Here is a 20,546-nt window from a genome sequence, read left to right as displayed (position 1 = left end):
TCGTTAAGCATCTTCCTAGGATAACAGACCATATGGGAGAAAACAGTGCTAAATTTTTTCCAAGGAAACCAAGGAAAAACTTTCACGGGCCAATTAACTTAGAAATTTTGAAGATTCCCATTCCATTCTTCACGTAGTATACCCATTCTGATTGAATCATAATAATAACCATCATAATAACGGCATTTTCTCATTCTTCCCTCAACTTGCATGCCTACCTTTTCCCCAACAGCCATCATACGTTCATTACCTGACCATGTCGTCAGTCCAACCCGCTCAATCTCCAAGTTTTCGAATAAATAGTCTATGAACATCATTAACGCTTCTGTCCCATACCCGCCATTCCAATACTTGGGCTCAAAAATCGTAATCCCGATTTCCAGCCAACGTGATGGTTCATGTTCCCAGTAATATACAACAGAACCTATTATTTGATCGTTTTTTTCCATTAACAGCTCGGAATAAGTCCCCATTTTCCCATCATAGGTTCTGTGCTTTGTTTCTTTATCGATATAAGTATGGTAATCCATGATTTCAAGAGGAAAGTAAGGTGCATCCCACTTCTTCCATTCTGGATTGACCTCTCCATATTTCAGGCTCCATAAACGTTTTAAATCGGCTTGTTTAACGTTCCGCAATATTACTTTGCTTCCTTCAATCCAAACATCGTCCAATCCTTTTCCTCCTCTTGTTCCTGACTGTACCTTCCATTTTAACGATCGACAGATAATTTAATGAAATATTGCCTATCTCTGGGACCATCGAATTCACAAAAATATATCCCCTGCCATGTACCAAGGATTAAAGTACCTTTATGGATGATCACCTGTTGTGAAGAACCAACCGTACTTGATTTCAAATGGGCAGCCGTGTTTCCTTCCATATGTAAATCCAATGTATGATTCCATGGGTATTGCTCATCCAATCTTCTTAGCATATCCTTTTTGACATCGGGATCTGCATTTTCATTAATCGTGATCCCTGCTGTCGTATGCGGACAATATATAAGAGCTACCCCCTCTTGTATCAAGTTTTCATTGATGAATTCCTGCACTTCTGCCGTAACATCAATCATATCATCTCTTTTAGTTGTTTTTAAGGTGTTTTTCTTTAGCATGTACATCCACTCCTTTCTTCTTTTTAAAACTCCTTTACCCATAAACATGACATTTATGCTTTAATAAACGATTCAAGAACGAACGATAAGCAAAACCTATCGATGGCGATTAAAAAAACAAGCTATTTTTATTGATCTTTTTATTTTAATATTGGATATATAAGGAAGCGAGAGGGGGGGGAGAAAAATGGGTTTCATTTTTAAAGCAATCGATCATTTCCAATTAGCATCTCCCAAAAATACCGAGGACCAATCAAGGAAGTTTTTCACTGAGATTCTAATGTTCCGGGAAGTGGATAAGCCTGCAGCCTTAAGGTCAAGTGGCGGAGTATGGTTCGAATCAGGATCGATCAAAATTCATGTTGGAACGGAAGATCAGTTCATTCCCGCGAGAAAAGCCCATCCAGCACTTGAAGTAGAAAATCTTAGAGACTTTAAACAACATTTAATAACGAATCGTGTTTCTTTTACTGAAGACAAAAGGTTACCTGGGGCGAACCGGATTTATATATCCGATCCCTTCGGCAATCGGATTGAAATTTTGGAATGGATATAATAAAAGCGGGTCCATAATAAATTTGGACCCGCTTTGTATTATTAATTATTTCTGTTTCTTTTTCCAGAACCCCAACATTAAAGCGGTAATGAGGGATCCTATTAAAATGGCCAGCAAATAGAGAAAAGGATGGTTGACAAGGGGGATGACAAAAATTCCTCCATGTGGTGCGGGCAGAGTTACACCAAAAGCCATTGACAGGGCTCCTGCTGTCGCTGCTCCTACAACACTGCTGACGATAACGCGCAATGGATACGCCGCCGCAAAAGGAATGGCTCCTTCTGTAATGAATGACGCACCCATAAAGTAATTAGTGAATCCAGACTTTCTTTCCATTTCACTGAATTTACTTTTAAAGAATGTAGTCGCAAAGGCAATTCCTAGAGGAGGTACCATTCCACCTGCCATTACGGCAGCATGAGGTCCGAAACTTTGAGCTTCAATAGCTGCAAGTCCGAAAGTGAAAGCGGCTTTATTCAGGGGCCCACCCATATCTACAGCCATCATACCTCCTAGAATCAATCCAAGCAAAATAGCATTCGTACCTGATAAACCTTGCAGCCAGTTGGTCAGGCCCATGTTAATTGCGGTTACTGGTTCATTTATGAGAAAAATCATGATCAATCCTGTAATTAACATACCGAATACAGGATAAAGTAAAACGGGCTTAATCCCTTCGAAGTTCTGTGGCAACTTGGAAAACAATTTTTTCAATAATAAAACGACATAACCTGCAAGGAAACCGGCGATTAGTCCGCCAAGAAAACCGGCATGAGCCTGTGCTGCCAATAAGCCCCCAACCATACCAGGAGCAAAACCCGGACGGTCGGCAATACTTGAAGCAATGAATCCAGCCAGGACAGGGACAAGTAAGAAGAAGGCACCATTTCCCCCGCCAATATCACTTAATGCTTTGGCAATGGGATTATAAGCCGGATTTGCCGGATCGGCTGCCTCAATTCCAAAAAAGAAAGAAAGCGCAACCAAGATTCCGCCTCCTACAACAAATGGAAGCATATTACTTACGCCATTCATTAAGTGCTTGTAAATCCCCAGCCCTCCTTTTGATGAATCACCTTCGTCACTTTTATCATTCCCAGTTCCTTTGTAAACGGGTGAATCCTGATTCAAGGCTCTATTTAACAGCTCCTCGGGCTTCCGGATCCCCTGGGCAACCGGGACAATAATGACATGTTTACCATTAAAACGATCCATCTCCACCTGCTTATCCGCTGCAACGATAATCGCATCCGCCTCATCAATTTCTGCCGCAGTTAAACTATTTTTGATTCCTGTCGATCCATTTGTTTCCACTTTGAAATCGATTCCCATTTCCTTCGCTTTGGCCTTTAACGCATCAGCAGCCATATAAGTATGGGCAATTCCTGTTGGACAAGCTGTAACAGCAAGGATTTTCCCTTTTTTGTTACCGCTGGCAGCATCACTTGATTGCTGTTCTTCTCTTTCTTCTTCATCTGCTTCCATCTCTTTTTGATTGATTATCTCTAACACTTCTTCACCAGAAGAAGCCGAGATCAATCGCTCTCTGAATTTTTCATCCATCAGTAATGAAGAAAGCCGGGAAAGGGTTTCCAAGTGATCCGCATTCGCTCCTTCACTTGCTGCAATCATAAAGAACAGATGAGCTGGCTGTCCGTCAAGCGATTCATAATCCACACCATTAACCGATTTGCCGAAACAGATGGCAGGTGCCCTCACAGCATTTGTTTTAGCGTGTGGTATGGCTATCCCTTCACCAATCCCTGTCGTGCTTTGTTGTTCACGTTTTAAGATGGCAGCTTTGAAAGCCTCCACATCGTTTAACCTGTCGGCCTCGGCTAACTTCCCTGACAGTTCATCAATGACAGCTTGCTTTGTAACACTTTGTAGATTGATTATGATTGTATCCAATTTCAACAAGTCTGTAATTTTCATAGAGTCAGCCTCCTGTTAGTTGATTGATATCAATTTGCGGTAATAACTCTTCGATTTTATCTAATGTACCAAGATCGGATGAAAAGGCTGTAGCACTTCCTGCTGCAAGACTGAATCGGAAAGCAGATAAAATATCGTCTGTCTTTTCATATGTCCCGATGAAACCGGCCACCATGGAATCACCGGCACCCACCGAGTTGAGGACTTTACCTTTTGGCACATTAGCGGAATATGACTCACCACCGGAGCAAAGCACGGCACCCTGTCCTGCCATTGAAACGATAACATTTTGTGCTCCTGAATGAACCAATTTAGAACCATATTCAATAGCATCATCAACCGTTCTAATTTCGGTAGAAAAAAGTTCACCCAGTTCATGGTGATTAGGCTTTATCAAAAATGGCCGATGTGGAAGGACACCCAGTAATTCCTTACCACTTGTATCCACTACCACTTTAATGCCATTATCAGAACAAGACTTTGCCATGGCTTCGTATACATCCGAAGGGACGCTTGGAGGGATGCTCCCTGACAAAATGAGAATATCATTATTTTTCAACTGTTCAATCTGACTAAATAATTGTTGATAATTCCCTTTTGAAATAACTGGCCCTTGGCTATTGATTTCGGTCTCAAGCCCTGTTTTCAATTTAATGTTTATTCTTGTATCTCCTGTTATCTCTGTAAAATCCGTGAAAATCTCTTCCTGTCTTAAAAACCTTTTTACAAATTCACCTGTTTGTCCACCTATGAATCCTAAAGCTGTTGTACTGTTTCCAAGCCTTTTAAGCACCCGGGAAACATTAATCCCTTTTCCTCCAGGGAATTTGGCATCATAACTAGTTCGATTCACCTTGCCCATTTTAAAACTATCCACCTCGACCAGATAATCGATGGATGGGTTAAGTGTTACTGTATAAATCATTAAATGGTCACGACCTTTACCTTTGGATTTTTATGGAGCTGAGCAACAGCCTCTTCATCATTGCTGTCAGTAAGGATTATGGCATCGCTTACATCTGCCACCTTAGCGAAAGTAGCTTCATTTAATTTTGTACTGTCAGCAAGCACGTAGGTTTCGTTAGAGAGTCGTAATGCCATCTTCTTCAGCAGAGCTTCTTCCGGATCTGGTGTTGTGAAACCCAATTCTTGATGGATGCCGTTCATTCCCAAGAAACATTTATCAAAACGGTATTCATTTAAAAATTGTACAGCATTACTTCCTATAACCGCATTTGTCGAGAATTTAATCGTTCCGCCCACTAAGACTGTTTTGATTTCCAATTCAATAAGTTTTGGAATATTCATAAGACCATTTGTCATGACCGTTATATTCTTATCCTTTAAATAAGGAATCATTTCCGCAGTGGTTGTGCCTGCATCAAGATATATGCAATCATTTTTCTCTATGAATGAAGACGCCAGCTTTGCTATCAGTTGTTTTTCAGCTAATGCTTTGTTTTGCTTTTCAATAGTTGTTGGTTCAAGGCCTTTTCTTTGAAGTAAAGATGCCCCGCCATGCACGCGTTTCAAGAGCTTCATTTCTTCGAGCTGTACTAAATCTCTCCGAATGGTCGATTCCGAAGCATGTAACTGATCTACAAGCTCCTGAAGCTTAATCGTTCCCTGTTCTTTAAGGATCGATAAGATGAACTGGTGCCTTTCAGTTGTCAACAATCCGCCCACCTCACTTTAATATCATCATCATATATGAAAACAAAGGAATAATCAATCACAAACATTTAAAAATATTCAAATTCATTCAAAAATACATTCAAAAACATTCAAAACAGAGATAAACCCTTTTCATGACTCCCATTATCTTTTTTTCAATGAAAATATACCATTCAGTTAAACTCCTTCACAAAAAAATCCCCCATGTCATTTTGACATGGGGGGGTTTCATATTATTATTAGCCTTGAAGTAAAAGTTGTTCTGGATCTTCTAGCATATCTTTGATAGCTACTAAGAAACCAACCGCTTCTTTTCCATCAACGATACGATGATCGTAAGATAATGCAAGGTACATCATTGGTCTGTTTTCGATTTGATCTCCAACAGCGATTGGACGAGTCTTAATTGTATGCATGCCCAAGATTCCAACTTGAGGGGCATTCAAGATAGGTGTAGATAATAGGGAACCGAAAGTCCCTCCGTTTGTGATAGTAAAAGTACCACCAGATAAATCTGAAAGTCCCAGTTTGTTGTTACGCGCTTTTACAGCCAAATCAGAAATGTTCTTTTCGATTTCAGCAAAGCTTTTGCGGTCAGCATCCCTTACCACCGGAACAACAAGACCTTCATCAGTGGATACCGCTACACCGATATCATAAAAGTTCTTTTTCAGGATATGGTCGCCTTTGATTTCTGCATTCAATAACGGATATTTTTTCAATGCGCCAATGACCGCTTTAGTGAAGAATGACATGAAACCAAGTTTAACATCATTTGCTTTCACGAAAGAATCTTTATGGCGGCTACGCAATTCCATAACTGCAGAAAGATCGACTTCGTTAAAAGTAGTAAGCATGGCTGCTTCGGATTGTACTTGAACTAGACGTTTGGCAATGGTTTGACGACGGCGAGTCATCTTCACCACTTCAATGCGATCATCATTCACTTCAACAGGTGCTGCTGCTTGTTTAGCTGCAGGAGCTTGTGTTGGAGCTGCTGCAGGTGTCACAGGTGCATTACTTGCTGCTTCTACATCTTGTACACGTACACGACCAAGTGGATCGACTACAGGCACTTGAGTCAAGTCAATTCCTTTTTCACGAGCCAATTTCCTTGCAGCTGGTGAAGCAATGACTTGTTGATTTGATGATGCTTCTTTCGTTTCAGCTTTAGGAGCCTCTTTAACAGGAGCCGCTTGTTCCGCTTTAGCTGGTTCTTCTTTGGCTACTTCGGCCTTAGGAGCTTCCGCTTTTGGAGCTGCTGCAGCTGACCCATTTTCATCAACGATAGCGATAGCCTGTCCAACTTGGACAGTATCGCCTTCTTCTGCTAATTGTTCCGAAAGTGTACCCGTATAATCTGAAATGATTTCCACGTTTACTTTATCCGTTTCAAGTTCAAGGACATATTCGCCTTTTTCAACGTGATCACCGGGTTGTTTTAACCATTGCGCAATAGATCCTTCAGAAATTGATTCTGCTAATTCAGGTACTTTTACTTCAGCCATTTTATTTCTCCCCCTCATTATTGCGTGTAATTGCTTGAGTCATAATCCGTTGTTGTTCATTTTTATGGACAAGCGGATCTCCCTCAGCCGGGCTTGATCTGCGTTTCCTTCCTATATATGTTACTGAAAGATTTCCAGGAGCCGCTGCATTAAGGCGAGGTTCAACAAAAGTCCAAGCCCCCATATTCTTAGGTTCTTCTTGAGCCCAGAAGATCTCTTTAAGATTTGTATATTTTTTCAAAGCTTCCTGAACGCCAGTGAACGGGAATGGATAAATTTCTTCGATACTGATGATTTGCAACCAGTCCGTATTTTGTTCAGTTGCCGCTTTTTCACGAAGTTCAACCGCCAATTTACCTGATGCAAAAACAATGCGTTCAACCGATTTAGGTTTTTTGCCTAATGCTTTTGTTTCTACGAATGATTCAAAAGAACCTTCACTGAATTCTTCAGCTGTAGAAGCCATCACTTGATTACGAAGCATACTCTTCGGTGTCATGATGACAAGCGGACGAACTTGCTCTTGATCCAAAATCTTAGCTTGTCTTCTAAGGATATGGAAGTATTGAGCTGCCGAACTTAAGTTAGCAACAGTCCAGTTGTTTTCAGCCGCTAATTGAAGGAAACGCTCTAGGCGTGCACTTGAGTGCTCTGGCCCTTGTCCTTCGTAACCATGTGGAAGCAGCATAACAAGACCTGATTTTTGACCCCATTTTGCACGGCCAGCCGCAATGAATTGGTCAAAGATCACTTGTGCTGTATTTGCGAAGTCACCGAATTGGCCTTCCCATAATACAAGTGCCTCAGGAGCAAATACATTATAACCATATTCATAAGCCAAAACTGCCGTTTCAGTAAGCGGACTGTTATGCACAGCGAAAGAAGCTTTAGCAGTTTTAAGTGTGTGAAGTGGTGAATATGTTTTTCCATTAACACTGTCATGTAACATGATATTACGTTGAGCGAATGTTCCACGCTCTGAGTCTTGTCCTGTCAAACGGATTGGAGTACCGTCACTCAATATGGATGCAAATGCCAGTGTCTCGGCATGAGCCCAATCAATTTTACCGTCAGCACCAAAGGAATCCAAGCGACGTGATAAAATCTTACCTAATTTTTTATTAGGAGTGAACCCTTCCGGCCACTTAACAAGTTCTTCGTTAATTGAAACCAGTTCTTGTTTCGGAACAGCCGTTTCAATGGCTGGAAGTCCTCTTTCGATAATCCCGGGAGGATTACATTCTTTAGAAGCTTCCGGTTTATTTCCGGAAATTTTCGCATATGCATCTGCAAGCCTTGTATCCACTTGCTCAGCAATTGCTTTAACTTCAGCTTCAGTGAACTCGCCAGATTGAATGAGTTTCTTCCCATAAAGCTCTTTGACTGTTTGGTGCTTATGAATTAATGCATACATTTCAGGTTGAGTCACCAATGGCTCATCCATTTCGTTATGGCCGAAACGTCTGTAACCGATCAGGTCGATCAAGAAATCCTTATTGTATTTTTCGCGATATAGGTTAGCAAGGTTCACCGCAGCCATACATGCCTCTGGATCATCTGCATTCACATGTACGATCGGCACTTCAAAGCCTTTTGCCAAATCACTGGCATATAGGGTTGAACGTGAATCTTCACTTTCCGTTGTGAAACCAATCATGTTATTGGCGATGATATGGATAGCGCCGCCAACTTGATAACCGCGTAAACGGCTTAAGTTAAACGTTTCCGGAACAATACCTTCACCAGGGAATGCTGCATCACCATGAATCAGGATTGCTAGTGATTTGGAAATGTCTTGAACAGGGAATCCTTTTTCTGAACGGTCTTCTTGTGCCGCACGAGAATACCCTTCCACGATTGGACCGACTACTTCCAAGTGACTTGGGTTATTGGCAAGTGTAACCCTTGCTTTTTGTATGTTAGCATTCGTAATCTGTTTATCCAGACCTAAATGGTATTTAACATCACCAGTCCATCCGTTGTTAATGCCTGTTGAACCTTCGGAAGGAACCAAATCTTTATTAGGTGAATGTTGGAATTCAGAGAAAATGACCTCATATGGCTTTCCTAGTACGTGTGCAAGCACATTCAAACGTCCCCGGTGAGCCATGGCAATATTCACATTCCCTGTTCCATTTTGAACAGTTTGTGAAATCATTTCATCTAAAATCGGCACTAGGGCATCTAGTCCTTCAATAGAGAAACGTTTTTGCCCCACATATGTGCGGTGAAGGAATTTCTCGAAACCTTCAACTTCATTCAATCGCTTAAGTAATAGTTCTTTTTTCTCTTTAGCCACTTCCGGGAACATTTTTCCGGATTCGACCATATCAGTAAGCCATTGCTTTTCGTCCAAGTCATTAACATGGTGAAATTCAAAGGCTATCGTTTTTGTATAAAGTTGTTTTAGGTATTGAACGGCTTCGTATCCGTCTTTCACGTTTTCAGGTGATTCTGGACAAATTAAGTCAGCCGGTATTTTCCTTAAATCATCTGCGGTCAATCCATATTTTTCAAAGTGAATTTGTTCCGTGTCTAGAGCTTCTTCTTTTAAAGGATAAATATTTGCAGCAAGATGTCCGTATGCACGGATGTTTTCTGCTAACTTAACTGCAGACATTATTTTCTTCATTGGAAGAACTTCTCCAGTTTGTACAGTTGGTGCATTTCCGATTGTTGTTTCAGCCGATACATCGAATGAAGGAGGACCTGATACTTCAAAAAAGTTTTTCAGTTCCGGATCTACTTCTTCCGGGTTGGCTTGAAATAGATCGTATTGCTCCATGACATACCCAAGGTTTGGACCTGAAAAAGTTTTCCATGGGTCGTATGCCTTAGCGTCCTTGATGGTCATTTTGTAAACCCCCAAATTTTTCTCATAATTTTTTGCATTTCGTTTTATCTATCCCCAAATTTCTTTCTTCTAAATTTTCCCCAAATATATGATATATAATAAACAACTTTGGTACTTGAATAATAAAATTTTAAAGGATAAAACGTTTTCAGATGTTATATTAACATGTTTTTGTCGAAATATCCAAAGGTTAAACTACTTTATGCAACCTTTTTTAAACTATATTTCTGCTTAATTCGTCAAAATACGCTTTTAATAGACTATTTTGCTCATTTAAGCCTTTTTTTCGTTAAAAAAAGATTTTCGTATTTTTGTATAATGTTTATATTTCAGGTATATTTAACTAGACTGAAAACCCTTTCACGGTCAATCAAACTTCCAAACTGTTAAGCTAAGATTGCCATATTGAAATGTTCTGTAAAGGAGAGCTGCTTTTTTGCTGTCATCTCCTGCCCCCATTGCGATGATTAGTGGAATGAAATGCTCTTTGGAAGACACTGCATCTGTACTATAAGGAGCGATTTTTTCATAATTAAACAAAGATTCCACATCCCATTTCATGATCTTCTCTTCGACCCAGTTCTCAAAGGTGATTGCTCACCCCTCTGCAACATGCATATCCTCCAGAATATGGGTGAAATTATGGACAATTCCACCGCTCCCGATAATTAAAACATTACTTTCCTTTAATTCCCTCAATGTTCTCCCGATTTCATACTGCTTTTCCAATGGAAGTGCATGACTGATGGACATAGATACAATCGGGATGTTAGCTTCAGGATACATAATGTGCAAAAGCCCCCATGCTCCATGATCTAGGGGACGCCTTTCATCAAGTTGCCCCCATACACCTATGCTTGACAATAAGGTTAAAATTCGATCGGACAGCTCCAGGCACCCCGAAACAGGATATGTTATCTGAAATATTTCTTCAGGATACCCTGCAAAATCATAAATGACTTCATGCTTCCCTACTGATCTGATCTTCACTTTCCCAATGTGCTGACAAAATAACGATGGCAGCAAGCTTTTCCATACCCTTCATATATTCCTTCAAAAAAGAAGTGTAGCTATTTTTCTCTAGAGCCAATAAAGGTGTTCCATGTGTTAAAAACAATGATGGCATCCATAGAAACGATAAATCCTTTCGCAAAAGTAATCTCTTATCCCTATACCTTAAATTACTAACCATAAACAATGTGTTCATCAATTAAATTGTATTTTTGGGGTTGTCTCGTCAATCGTATCAAAGGTATACCCTTCTTTTTTAAGGTATTCAATAATATCAGGCAATGCCTTCACTGTATTTTTCATACTATTGATATCATGCAATAAGATATTAACTTGCTTTTGATCTTTCGTGCCTTTTTGTACGGAAGTAATGATTTGTTGTTCACTTATTGATGGACTGATCCCATCTGTCGAATCAATCGTCCAATCAAAATAAATATACCCTTTTTCCTTTAGTTGTTGAAGGATGCCATTTATGATGGGTTTAGTTGCAGCCTGATGCCGAAGACGATTATTGGAACCGCCAGGAAGGCGTACAATACGGCTTTTTACCCCAAACTCCTTTTGCAGCATGGTTTCAAGCCTATTCAAATCTTGAAAGAAGCTCTCCGTCGATCGATAAACGATGGAATAATCATGTGTATAAGAATGAAGGGCAATCGCATGACCCCTGGAAATCATTTCCTGATAGCATTCCTTTGCGTATGGTTCTTCGTTACCTTTAACGAAAAATGTGGCCTTAACATGATAGCGGTCCAAAATATCTAATATCGCCATGGTATTCAAAGAAGGTCCATCATCGAAAGTCAAATAAGCGACTTTCTGATTTTCCTTACTTTTTAGGATTGGTTCCATCTCTTCGGGAACCATTGCATGTACTTGAATGGCCAGCACATCCGTCAAGAACAAAATAATAATGAAAGAACATACTATGAGAAATAATTTATGCGGATTCTTCATATGCTGCATCCCCTTCCTTTTGACCATTAAGATGTACCATTCAAGAGGTTTCATGCGCAATAAGGCAGCGGTAAAAAATACCGCTGCCTTATCCATATGCTTATCGATCGACATTAAAGTAACGAGCTTCAGGATGTGCAAAAACAATGGCTGAAACGGAAGCTTCAGGTTCCATCATGCATCCTTCAGTCAATTCCACGCCAATATCCTGAGGTTGTAACAGGCGGAATAGCTTTTCCTGGTCCTCTAGATTAGGACAAGCTGGATAGCCAAATGAAAATCTTTGCCCGGTGTACTTAGCGGCAAACCGCTCTTTCATAGACATTTCAATCGGATCGCTTATACCTAAATCATCACGCATTAATTGATGAATTCTTTCCGCAAACCCTTCAGCCGTTTCGAGAGCAAGTGATTGAAGGGCGTGATTTTTCAAAAAATCACCTTCAAGCTTTAGTTTTTCTGCCCATTTTCTGATCCCTTTTCCTGCGGTTACCAGGAAGAAACCAACATAATCCATTTGCCCGGAGGAAACCGGTTTCGCGAAGTCCGCTAAACAAAGGTGCGGATTGGTATCTTGCCGAGGAAAGTCAAAAGTTTCCAATATCTCCTGGTGATTTTCCGGGTTATAAACCAAAAGTTTATCTCCTTCACTTTGAGCAGGGAAAAATTGATAAATTGCATGCAAACCGTAATCGGGTTCTGTCTTTAAGAATTCAATCAATTCATCAACAAGCGCATTAAGCTGCACTGCTTTTTCATCCCCTTGCTTTAGCAATTCGGCGACTTTACCTTTTAAGCCCAAATGATGTCCAATCAGCATTTGCCTATTAATGTATGGCTGGATTACATCCAATGGATAGTTTTTCAAGACGTGACGCTTGATATCACGCGGTTTTTGAACAGGAACATTACTCAAAGGCACAGCTGCGGACTGCCTGCGAACAGGTTTTTCCATTGTGGCAGCAATGGCGGCATTGACTTTCGATTTTTCTCGTTTCTCGACTAACTCTTCTAAATACACCATTTTTTTGTCAGTGTCATGTAAAATATTCGTTACAGCCAAACCATCCATCGCATCTTTGGAATATAAAACAGGTCCTGCATATTCTGGTGATATTTTAAAATCGGTGAATTTACGGGATAGAGCTGCCCCTCCCACTAAAATAGGGGTATCTATTCCCGCCTGCCTTAAATCCTGTGCGGTTAGAACCATTTGCTGTGCTGATTTAACCAGTAACCCAGATAGGCCAATGATGGTTGGCTCATGTTTCCGAACCTCTTCAATGATTTGTTGCGGTGCGACCTTGATACCCAAATCAATGACTTCATAGCCATTATTGGATAGGATGATATCCACTAAGTTTTTCCCAATATCATGTACATCCCCCTTGACGGTAGCTAAAAGAATCTTTCCTTTTTTAGCGCTATCTTCAGAGTTTTCCATTAGCGGCTCAAGGTGAGATACAGCCGCCTTCATTGCCTCAGCACTCTGAAGCACTTCTGCGACAATAAGTTGGTTGTCGTTAAATAACCGACCCACTTCACTCATGCCATCCATCAATGGTCCATTGATGATTTCCAAAGGGGTATCACCGCGCTCAATTGCTTGATTTAAATCATCAATTAATCCTTCTTTCGTTCCTTCGATAATATAGTTTCCTAAACGTTCGTCCAATGGCAGGATAACACCATTATCCTTCTTCTCCGCTTTTTTTCCACGATAGAACTCGGTAAAGATACCTAAAGTTTCTGTAGATGTCTCAAACAGGAGTGCCTCAGCCAATTTCACTTCCTCTTCAGGTATCAGAGCGAAACGTTCAAGTTTTTCTGTATTCACGATAGCATAATCGAGACCCGCTTTTGTACAATGGTATAGGAAAACGGCATTTAGAATTTCCCTTCCCCTTGCTGGCAGACCGAATGAAACATTCGAAATGCCAAGTATCGTTAAGCATTCCGGAAACTTTTCTTTGATCGCCTTTATTCCTTTCACCGTTTCTAAAGCAGATCCGATATATTGTTCATCTCCCGTCCCTACAGGAAATACAAGCGGATCAAAAATGATGTCACTTTTGTTTAGACCATATTTATTGACAAGCAAATCCACCGACCGTTTAGCCACTTCCAATTTCCGTTCAGCATCGACGGCCATCCCAATTTCATCAATCGTTCCTACGACAACGGCAGCACCATATTGATGGACGAATGGTACAATTTTTTCAAAGCGTTCTTCACCATCTTCAAGATTAATGGAATTAATGATGGACTTTCCTTGTGAATGTTTTAATGCTTGTTCAAGTACGGCTTCATCAGTAGTATCGATGACCAACGGGACTTTCACTTTTTTGACGACCTCTTCTACAAACTCCTTCATATCGCCAAGCTCATCCCCATCAGGATCTGCAAGACAGATATCAATGACATGGGCACCTTTTTTCACCTGGGCACGTGCAATTTCAGCAGCTGGCTCGTAATGCTTTCCACGGATCAGCTCCTTGAATTTTCGAGATCCGATAACATTCGTTCTCTCACCAACGAATAAAGGACGCATTGAATCATCATAAATGAGCGGCTCTATGCCCGATACGGCATGACCATGGGCTGAGGCCGTAATGGTACGGGGCTGAATGCCTTCGAGGACCCTGGAAAGTTCTTTAATATGCTCTGGTGTCGTACCACAACAACCCCCAATGATATTGACCCATCCCTTTTCGGCAAATTGTTTCATTTTCTCTGCAAGGGAAGTCGGTGACTCATGATAGTGACCCTCTTCATCCGGGAGTCCAGCATTCGGATAACAACTGATGGCGCTATTTGCTATATCTGCAAGTGTCCTGATATGGTCTATCATGAACTCCGGACCTGTTGCACAATTCAGGCCGACAGCCACTGGCTTCATATGTTCAACCGATAAATAGAAAGCGTCTATGGACTGGCCAGCGAGTGTCGTTCCCATCGGTTCGATCGTACCTGATATGATAACAGGCACATCTTTTCCTGTTTTAGCGAAGGCTGCTTTGATTCCAGAAAAGGCTGCCTTGACATTAAGCATATCCTGACAGGTTTCCACCAATAGCAAGTCCACCCCACCATCCAAGAGACCAAGTGCCTGTTCTTCATAAGAATCGGTTAAAATATCAAAAGTCGTTCCCCCTGTTACGGAAAGGGTTTTTGTAGTGGGACCCATCGAGCCAGCCACATATCTTGGCCAATCTTCATTTGAATACTTTTCACATGCTTTAACGGCAAGCTCGGCTGAAATTTTATTAAGCTTATAAGCGACCGTGCTTATTTGGTATTCTTCAAGAACGATGCTTGTCGCTCCGAAGGTATTTGTTTCAATGATATCAGCGCCTGCTGCTAAATATTTTTCATGGATGGATTGGATGATTTCTGGTTGTGTCAGTGATAAATACTCATTGCAGCCCTCGAATTGTTCCCCACCAAAATCCTCTACTGTTAAATTCTCCGCTTGAAGCATGGTTCCCATCGCTCCATCAAGAAGGAGAATCTTAGTATCCAACTGATCTTGAATCGCTTTTTTATTCATGTACTGCCACCTCTGATGTTTGTTTACTATCTACTTTTCTAATATATTTCGTAAGTTCCGCCGTCATTTCATAGCGAAGGAACGGAGTGATTAAATATATTCCCTTGAATTTTTCCCTTGCCGCGTCCACTAGCTCTCGTGCGATATTCACCCCTTCAATCCTTGACTTTAAAGGGTCATCCCCCGCTAAAGCCATAGCCCTTCTAACATTATCGGGCAATTTGATGCCTGGGATCTCATTATGGATGAATTCTGCATTCCGTGTGCTTGTCAAAGGCATGATACCGATGAAAATCGGGGTCTCTAAATGTTTTGTAGCTTCATATACTTCTTCAATCTGCTCCACCGAATAAATTGGCTGTGTCAAAAAGGATTGAGCACCACATGCAATCTTCTTTTCCATTCTTTGTACAGCTTTATCCAGATATTTCACATTGGGATTAAAAGCGGCGGCAATTTTAAAATTTGCCCGTTGGCCCAAACTTTGACCGGAATAGGAAAGACCTTCATTAAATTGTTTGACCATACTTATCAGGTCAAACGACGATAAATCATAAACCGAAGTGGCACCTGGGAAGTCCCCAATTTTAGAAGGATCTCCGGTGATGATCAATAACTCGTTTAGCCCCACCGTCTGCAAGCCCATTAAATGTGACTGCAGGCCAATTAAATTTCGATCCCGGCATGTTATATGCACCATCGGCGTTACATTCAATTGGTTCTTCAGTAAATTAGCCAGTGCATCATTCGATATCCTTGGTGAAGCAAGTGAATTATCCGCTAATGTAATTGAATCGACCCCTGCTTTTTTCAAAACCTCAGCACCATTCATGAAACTCTCTATTCCCAACTTTTTCGGTGGATCAAGCTCAACTAGAATCGTCCTTTCAGTTTTTGCCTTTTCGTACAGTGGGATTTCCAACTCTCTATCGATCACTTCAATTATTTCTATTTCACGGGTTTTCGTAAATTTTTCTTTTACTGGTACCAAGCTTCCAATCGCATTCTTTACAGCTTGAATATGCAAAGGAGTCGTTCCACAGCACCCTCCTATGATCGTGGCACCTTGTTCACGCAGCTCTAGGGCACTTGAACCGAAATATTCCGGCACAGCTTTATAGACAAGCCTTCCATCCACATAATCCGGAAGGCTGGCATTAGGATAAATGGCAATCGACGCTTGCTTTGGCAAACTCACTTCTTCCATGGCCCTAATCATATGATGTGGACCGAGACGGCAATTCACCCCAACAACATCGGCACCCAATTGCTCTAGTTTTTGAAAGGCTTCATTTAAATGGATTCCATTTTGAAGATTACCCAGTTCATGCATCGAAACATTTGCGATGATCGGCAGTCCAGTTTCATTTTTAACGATTTGCAGGACGGTTTCAAGTTCTTCCAGGTCATAGAATGTTTCCAGAAGAATCCCATCAGGATTTTCCATCAGCAGACTGTATAGCTGTTCTCGAAAACCTCGCTTTATCTCTTCCATGCTTAAATCCGATTTCCTGATACTCCGCTGTGCACCTATTGTACCGAAGACATATGCCTTTCCTTTTGCCGCTTTTTTAGCAAGGATGATTCCCTGGCGATTGATTCTGCTTACTTCATCTTCTAGTCCATGGCGTTTCAATTTGTTGAAGTTGGCTCCGTAGGTATTCGATTGAAGGATATCTGCACCAGCTTCCAAATAGGCACGGTGAATGGACTCTATTTTATCTGGGTTCGTACAGTTTAATTCCTCATAACATTGATCGATACCATTAGAGTACAGTAAGGTCCCCATTGCCCCTTCCCCAACCAGCATTCTTTCTTTCAATTCTTTACGAAAATTCATCATTACACCCTCTCTCAAAAACAATCCTGTTTTTGGCGTTTTCTATGAGTATGAGAGAAAAGAAAAAAAACCTTCTCAAAGAAGAAGGTTTTTTGAAACATTCTCCTCATCTATCAAGCTCTGCTTGCTGGATTTAGCACCTTTGCCTAAGCTGGTTGCTGAGGTTTCTTCGGGCCAGTCCCTCCACCTCTCTCGATAAGATCCATTTATATAATTTTCATAAGATTTCAAAATTTGATTATATTTAATTTACATTAATAATCTGTCAATTTCAATACCTGATCGAATTTTTTTCACTTTTGAAGCACCAATTCTTTCTCCAAACATCAAAGAATCTGTAAGAAATGCTATATCATTTCCTTCGGAATCAATTACTTCAATTTTTTAATCCCCTCGAAAAGGTTGAGTATCTTTAACAATAAAATTTACAATGTCATTAGGATATCTATTTAAAAAAAAATGTTCTCCTTTAAACTTATGAAATTTCGCATTCCCTTCAACAACTTCGGTCCATTTTGGAATTTTTTTGATAGGAGTCGAAAAATCATTATCCGCATAAAAAACGCTTATTCCACAACTTATTTTTTCTGCTTTGGGTTGAAACTTATAATTGTCCAATATTATAAAATCTGCTCGCAAAATCGGAAGAAATATATCCATAATCTCTTTTGTATAAAATTCCTCTGAAAGTCCCCCATATTGTTCTACCGTTTGCAAGAAAGTTTCATTAGTCATATTTTCAATATTATCTCTCTTTTCAGAAATATGCGGAGCATTTCGCCCAGAAAAAAACAGATGGGTTGGTTCCTTAGTTCCCATTTGCTTAAGTTTATAATATATCTCATAAGTCAATAAGGCTCCCATACTGTGTCCAAATATAACATATTCATCGTCATATTTTAATTGTTCACTTATTCTTTTTGCGATATCTTCACTTGCTTCACCAACAGACTTGTAGCAAGGCTCTCTGAATCGAGTTCCTCTTCCAGCCAATTCACACATACACAATTCATATCTATCCGGCAGTAGTTTTTTCCATTCATAATATACATTTACCGACGCTCCAGCATATGGAATCGGAAATACTTTTATTTTATTTATTTCACTCACTCCTATGTTCAACTAAAGCCCACTATAAATTACTATATAGACCAATAAATATTCAAGATACAACCATATGTAACAAAAACGGACAATAGAAATTCAAAAGAAACATTTACAAAAAAATAAACTTCGCTCCTAGTAACTTTTATACTTTATTTAATTATACTTCTCTATTCCTCGCTGCTCTGCCAGCAACAAATTTACCATACCACTATAGCTATTTAAACCGTCTGTCTGGTTATTCGCCTTCAGATAAAAGTCATTTACAATTCTTGAAATACTTGAAATAACACTCTCATACTTATCCCGATACTGCTCATTTTGTTCTATGTCATGCTGCACCGCCTTGGACAGACTGGACATTATATCAGACGCCTTATCTGCATCAACTTTCTTTAGCGCTGATATAGAATAATCAAACGCTAGAAAAAAACCACTGTAAAGTATCATTGGATCATCCTGCTGCTTACATGCCAGATAAGCTATAAAATTTGCCTCATCCTCATGCATAAAACCACTCTGATGTGCCAATTCATGTGCCATAGTAGCAGGCGTCAAAAAAACTGGCACATGAACATTGATATTGGATTCAAAAGTAAAAGGGACAAAAATACCATTTATCCCTGCACGCGACATTAGTTTTGACATCACCACTGGTTTTGGTGTTGAATATAAAGAATGCTCCAAAATAGGATATTTCTTTGATAACATTTGCATCGACAAAACTGCGTGTTGTGCATAATAATCAAAATTATCTGATGCTTGAGCCAAAAGATCAGTATCCTCTAACTTTTCCCTTGCCAATTCCATTTCAACCGCAAGTGACTTACATAATTTCACCAGTTCCTCATCACTGTAGTTCTCCTCTTGATATGCGGTATAAGACAAAAAAGAATATCTATGATAGTTTATTCCACCCAAAACAGTATAACAAAAATATATCACGCTACAGATCGCAACTATTCCTAGAGTTCCACGATAAACTACCATCCTACGTGCACCTTTACTCATGATGGCCTTGCGCACATAATAAACTATATAAAATAGCAAAAGCATCACAACCAACACTACGAGCCATTCACTAACAGAAAATTTGACCCAAGAAGGTAAAAATCCTACTATTTTTGACAATATCGGATATACAGACCTACTGTATTTTTCTGCCCAATCCTGATGGTTCTGCGCGTATTTTGTCAGTATATAAGCCATAACTCCAAGTGAGATCAACGGCAATCTCTTAAGTAAAAGCTTTTTCATAATATACTCCTCCTATCGAATTAGTATAGGATGTACGCATAATATCATTTCTTTATTTCAATATACTTTTCCTCATAAAAATCATGTTTATTAGAAAAGACATATTGATTCATAAAATCTATAGGAAGTACTTCATAAGCCCAGTAGATACCATTAGGTCTATTACTTGAAATAGCTTGTCGGGCGATTTCAGCAGCCACCGTACCCGTTAACTCTGAACTCGTTTCCATTTGTAAATTCAATCTGCACCTAACATTCTTTCCATTTTTCACTCCTGTAGCATCAATGACTAACGCTATCCATTCCTCTTTAGGTTGCTCCTCTAAACTAATGTCTAGTTTTTTCATGGCTTCTTCAACCGAAGACTCAAGTTGCATTTGATAAAATTGCATTGCCAAACGAAAAATATAATCATTTGCTGCTATATTGTACCAGTGAAGTTCTTGTACCGAACTAACTTCTAGAATATCAATTATCTCTTGACTTAAATACGGTTTCTTATAGACAGGGACATCCACTTCAGGTACAAATTCTTTCTGCATCATATTTATATTTTCCGTTTTAACAGAATTATCACTCCAATAAGAGTCTGTTTTTCCAATTACACTATGCCCACTCATTAATATATCTGAGATAGAAGTTTTCGTATAATGTTCCGCACCACCAATATAACAATTCACATACTTAGTTTCGTCTAGTAAATGATTTATCACTCGTTTTAATAGTAGCCCTGTGATTCCAGGACAAAAACCAGCTCCTATGTAATTTACACCGTTAGCTTTAAGCTCTAGCTTTTGCTCCTGATTCAATAATAAAGCATTGGAAGCATCAACATATTTTGCTCCTACTTTCATAGCTGCCTGAGCAACTCTATCTTTAATTACAAATTCAGGTCCTGCACAATTAATGACAACCGTACAATCAGTACAGAATGCAATCAAGTTCTCCCAGTCGAAAATATCCAAAAAATGGTAGTTAAAATTATTAAGGTTCAATAATGCTGTAGGTTCACGCCGCTGTCCGCCCTTAACTATAAAGTCTTTACATAAGTTCTTACAAATGACTTCACCGATCATTCCGCCACACCCAACAACTGCTATTTGCTCCATCCGTACGACACCCCTTTAATTTGATACAAACATAAAACAGTCCAAACTTATACATACAGTGAGATTTAAAA

The 20,546-nt window shown here is 39.9% G+C and carries 17 protein-coding genes and 1 riboswitch; of the genes, 1 reads left to right on the top strand and 16 read right to left on the bottom strand.

Translation table 11 applies throughout. The features are described 5' to 3' along the window. Window positions 1-98 precede the first annotated feature (98 nt). Window positions 99-674, bottom strand: a complete 576-nt coding sequence (locus tag ACQKKK_RS09625) for a GNAT family N-acetyltransferase (protein WP_427615881.1) — start codon at window positions 672-674, stop codon at window positions 99-101. A gap of 38 nt (window positions 675-712) precedes the next feature. Continuing rightward, complete coding sequence (locus ACQKKK_RS09620; RefSeq protein WP_427615879.1) at window positions 713-1,117, bottom strand: secondary thiamine-phosphate synthase enzyme YjbQ; 405 nt, start codon at window positions 1,115-1,117, stop codon at window positions 713-715. Between the two features lie 187 nt (window positions 1,118-1,304). On the opposite strand from ACQKKK_RS09620, the gene ACQKKK_RS09615 reads away from it, so the two are divergent. After that, complete coding sequence (locus ACQKKK_RS09615) at window positions 1,305-1,673, top strand: VOC family protein (RefSeq protein ID WP_427615877.1); 369 nt, start codon at window positions 1,305-1,307, stop codon at window positions 1,671-1,673. A gap of 45 nt (window positions 1,674-1,718) precedes the next feature. Here the strand turns inward: ACQKKK_RS09615 and ACQKKK_RS09610 are convergent, their stop codons facing one another. The 14 genes from ACQKKK_RS09610 to ACQKKK_RS09545 all read right to left on the bottom strand — a co-directional run bounded on the left by ACQKKK_RS09610 (window position 1,719) and on the right by ACQKKK_RS09545 (window position 20,475). Further along, window positions 1,719-3,608 (bottom strand): PTS fructose transporter subunit IIABC, encoded by a 1,890-nt coding sequence (locus ACQKKK_RS09610; RefSeq protein WP_427615876.1) that lies wholly within the window; start codon window positions 3,606-3,608, stop codon window positions 1,719-1,721. A gap of 4 nt (window positions 3,609-3,612) precedes the next feature. After that, a complete protein-coding gene (pfkB, locus tag ACQKKK_RS09605) occupies window positions 3,613-4,533 on the bottom strand; it encodes a 1-phosphofructokinase (protein ID WP_427615874.1) in 921 nt (306 codons plus the stop codon). Then, window positions 4,533-5,285: a DeoR/GlpR family DNA-binding transcription regulator gene (locus tag ACQKKK_RS09600; protein WP_427615872.1), complete on the bottom strand. Its 753-nt coding sequence runs from the start codon at window positions 5,283-5,285 to the stop codon at window positions 4,533-4,535. The genes pfkB and ACQKKK_RS09600 overlap by 1 nt, the downstream gene beginning before the upstream one ends. Window positions 5,286-5,521: 236 nt before the next feature. Next, window positions 5,522-6,790 (bottom strand): 2-oxoglutarate dehydrogenase complex dihydrolipoyllysine-residue succinyltransferase, encoded by a 1,269-nt coding sequence (gene odhB, locus ACQKKK_RS09595; protein WP_427615870.1) that lies wholly within the window; start codon window positions 6,788-6,790, stop codon window positions 5,522-5,524. Window position 6,791: 1 nt separating this feature from the next. Next, a complete protein-coding gene (locus ACQKKK_RS09590) occupies window positions 6,792-9,644 on the bottom strand; it encodes a 2-oxoglutarate dehydrogenase E1 component (protein WP_427615869.1) in 2,853 nt (950 codons plus the stop codon). Between the two features lie 366 nt (window positions 9,645-10,010). Then, entirely contained in the window at window positions 10,011-10,205 is a 195-nt protein-coding gene (locus ACQKKK_RS09585) for a hypothetical protein (RefSeq protein WP_427615867.1), read from the bottom strand. 36 nt (window positions 10,206-10,241) lie between these two features. Continuing rightward, complete coding sequence (locus ACQKKK_RS09580) at window positions 10,242-10,634, bottom strand: dioxygenase family protein (RefSeq protein ID WP_427615865.1); 393 nt, start codon at window positions 10,632-10,634, stop codon at window positions 10,242-10,244. Then, window positions 10,606-10,797 carry a hypothetical protein gene (locus ACQKKK_RS09575; RefSeq protein ID WP_427615864.1) on the bottom strand — a complete coding sequence of 64 codons (192 nt, stop codon included), beginning with the start codon at window positions 10,795-10,797 and terminating at the stop codon, window positions 10,606-10,608. Before ACQKKK_RS09575 ends, ACQKKK_RS09580 begins: the two co-directional genes overlap by 29 nt. A gap of 53 nt (window positions 10,798-10,850) precedes the next feature. Further along, on the bottom strand, window positions 10,851-11,729 hold the full coding sequence (locus ACQKKK_RS09570) for a polysaccharide deacetylase family protein (protein ID WP_427615863.1): 879 nt from the start codon (window positions 11,727-11,729) through the stop codon (window positions 10,851-10,853). Then, window positions 11,716-15,165, bottom strand: a complete 3,450-nt coding sequence (gene metH / locus ACQKKK_RS09565) for a methionine synthase (RefSeq protein ID WP_427615862.1) — start codon at window positions 15,163-15,165, stop codon at window positions 11,716-11,718. The genes ACQKKK_RS09570 and metH overlap by 14 nt, the downstream gene beginning before the upstream one ends. Beyond that, window positions 15,158-17,005 (bottom strand): bifunctional homocysteine S-methyltransferase/methylenetetrahydrofolate reductase, encoded by a 1,848-nt coding sequence (locus tag ACQKKK_RS09560; RefSeq protein ID WP_427616203.1) that lies wholly within the window; start codon window positions 17,003-17,005, stop codon window positions 15,158-15,160. The genes metH and ACQKKK_RS09560 overlap by 8 nt, the downstream gene beginning before the upstream one ends. A gap of 103 nt (window positions 17,006-17,108) precedes the next feature. Beyond that, window positions 17,109-17,207, bottom strand: a riboswitch (SAM riboswitch). A gap of 182 nt (window positions 17,208-17,389) precedes the next feature. Then, the gene (locus ACQKKK_RS09555; RefSeq protein ID WP_427615860.1) at window positions 17,390-18,127 is read right to left on the bottom strand and encodes a thioesterase II family protein; all 738 of its coding nucleotides are present in this window, start codon (window positions 18,125-18,127) and stop codon (window positions 17,390-17,392) included. Window positions 18,128-18,265: 138 nt separating this feature from the next. After that, entirely contained in the window at window positions 18,266-19,336 is a 1,071-nt protein-coding gene (locus ACQKKK_RS09550) for a DUF3810 domain-containing protein (RefSeq protein ID WP_427616202.1), read from the bottom strand. Between the two features lie 74 nt (window positions 19,337-19,410). Continuing rightward, complete coding sequence (locus tag ACQKKK_RS09545) at window positions 19,411-20,475, bottom strand: saccharopine dehydrogenase NADP-binding domain-containing protein (protein ID WP_427615858.1); 1,065 nt, start codon at window positions 20,473-20,475, stop codon at window positions 19,411-19,413. Between the last annotated feature and the right edge of the window lie 71 nt (window positions 20,476-20,546).

It is taken from the genome of Peribacillus sp. NPDC006672 (assembly GCF_050274955.1).
Taxonomy (GTDB): domain Bacteria; phylum Bacillota; class Bacilli; order Bacillales; family DSM-1321; genus Peribacillus.
Note: the sequence above shows the minus strand (reverse complement) of the source record. Positions and strands in the feature narration are given on the sequence as shown.